The 2114-nt window shown below is 61.0% G+C and carries 1 protein-coding gene; it reads right to left on the bottom strand.

What is annotated here, in order from left to right:
• Positions 1-235 precede the first annotated feature (235 nt).
• Entirely contained in the window at positions 236-1657 is a 1422-nt protein-coding gene (ltrA, locus tag SOP97_RS20190; protein ID WP_042920460.1) for a group II intron reverse transcriptase/maturase, read from the bottom strand.
• Between the last annotated feature and the right edge of the window lie 457 nt (positions 1658-2114).

Raw genomic sequence — 2114 nt, 5'->3', positions numbered from 1 at the left:
GTGGTAGCTTTGGCGCCCATTGGTATCCCCGGAAGAGATTCTGTATTCCAAAAATTAGCAGCTGCGCGCTCGGAAGACAATTTGGAATACAGCTGGGCGTGGCATTGAGTCGATGCTCGTGGACGCTGCGCGCGCTGACAGCCCCTTATTTGCTGGATTTCAGGATCGGGTAGGAGGCGGCCTCACGGCCGCCGTCCTCCCACACCACCGTGCGTACGGTTCCGTACACGGCGGTTCAGGCCATGCGGTTAAGCCGATTGATCGTATCCAGTATCGAGACCAGTCCAAGTCTGTCCCATAGCTTCTTCGGCAGCGCCTGATTCATATGCGGCGCTCCTGAGTTCCACCACGGGCCTCGGCCATTGAAGGCCGACTTGCAGGCACGCTCCTCGCTCAATCCCAGGCGCATCAGGTTGCGCGCCCTCGTAGAGGGCTGCTTCCATTGCCGCCAGATGACACAGCGAAGTTTGTGCCTGACCCAGCCATCCAGCTCTTCCAGTGGACGCTTGCTCTGGCTGAGCTTGAAGTAGCCTGCCCAGCCTCGCAGCACCGGGTTTACCCGCTCGATGACATTCGCCATCTTGTGGCCCCGCACCCCTCGCAGCAGTTCCCTGAGACGGTCGCGCACACGGCGCAGGCTCATGGTTGCCACTCGCAGTCTAGGCTGCGAGTGCCAACTCATCCCATACCCCAGGTAGTCGCATTTCCACGACCCAGCCACGCGACTCTTGTCCCGATTCAGTCTCAGTTTCAGACGGTGATTCAGGAACCGCTCGACACTGGCCAGCACTCGTTCGCCAGCACGCGGACTACGGACATAAATGTTCGCGTCATCGGCATAGCGCACGAAGCGATGGCCTCGCCGCTCCAACTCACGGTCGAGTTCATCGAGCAGGATGTTCGACAGCAGCGGCGAAAGCGGGCCGCCTTGCGGCGCCCCCTCCTGCCGATGGCTGACAACCCCGCCCGACATGACGCCCGCTTCGAGGTAACGGCGGATGAGTCTGAGCACCTGTTTGTCTTCGACATGGCGCTCAACACAGAACATCAGGATGTCGTGGTTGACCCGATCAAAGAACTTCTCCAGATCGAGTTCCACGCAACACCTATGACCCGCCGCCACATGGGTGCGGGCCATCTCGACAGCCTGGTGAGCGCTTCTGCCCGGACGGAAGCCGTAGCTATAGTCCGAGAACAGCGGATCGAAGATCGGCGTGAGCTGTTGCAGCAGGGCTTGCTGGATCAGGCGATCCACGACACTGGGAATGCCCAGTTGCCGCATACCGCCCTGCGGTTTGGGAATTTCGACCGCCCGCACTGCCTGGGGATGGTATTCACCTGCCAGCAGCCTGACCTTCAGGATGGGCCAATACTGTTTCACGTAGCCTGCCAAGTCGGCGACCGTCATGCCATCGGCACCCGGCGCCCCCTTGTTGCTGACCACGCGCTGATACGCACGCTTGAGATTCGCCGGTGCAAGCACCCGCTCCATCAGCGTGTCCGGCTCCGCGTTCATCCACGTCACCGACGCCGCCGATACCTCTGCGCTGTCAGGCGTCATCCTAGGCCTCTGGCCGGGACTCGGGGTGACAGTCTTCTCTTGGAGAAATTTCTGCATTTCGGTTATCGACGAGACGCTGACGCCTACTGGCGGCATGACCTGTTCGGCCCTTGATGGCGTGGTTGACCGCCACTTACTACGGCCTCGGCTGACTTCTGCACGCCCATCCCGTCGCCTCTCGACAATCGGTAGCACAATGGCAAGCGTACAGATCTCCCAGGGTAATTCGCGCGACCTTCCTGCTTATGCCTGTCGGATCTACGTCGCAGCGTTCCGTGCAAGTATCGGGCTTTGGCGATTATGGCCACCTCACCCCGCTGCGCCGCCTCATCCGCTTCCTGTTCGTCAGGCCAGCATTTTGCCTCGGGCTTCCTTCAGATTCGCAGTCGCCCGCGACACCCTTGCCTTCAGCTAACACTTCCCCTTGCCGGGTGTGTAGAGGACTTTCACCTCCAAGTCGCCAGGCTCACCACCACAGTGAACCCGACAGCGCCAGTCACGGCGCTACGCGCCATGCCTGGCGCACCACAAAAAAGCCCGCCCCGTGGACGSS

Source organism: Pseudomonas spirodelae (assembly GCF_034653255.1).
Lineage (GTDB): Bacteria > Pseudomonadota > Gammaproteobacteria > Pseudomonadales > Pseudomonadaceae > Aquipseudomonas > Aquipseudomonas spirodelae.
The sequence above is the reverse complement of the archived record's forward strand: the minus strand, read 5'-3'. Positions and strand labels throughout refer to the sequence as shown.

What these genes read in the sequence shown, in the direction of transcription:
- ltrA (WP_042920460.1), bottom strand. Translation starts at nt 1,657, where the DNA reads ATGCCGCCAGTAGGCGTCAGCGTCTCGTCGATAACCGAAATGCAGAAA.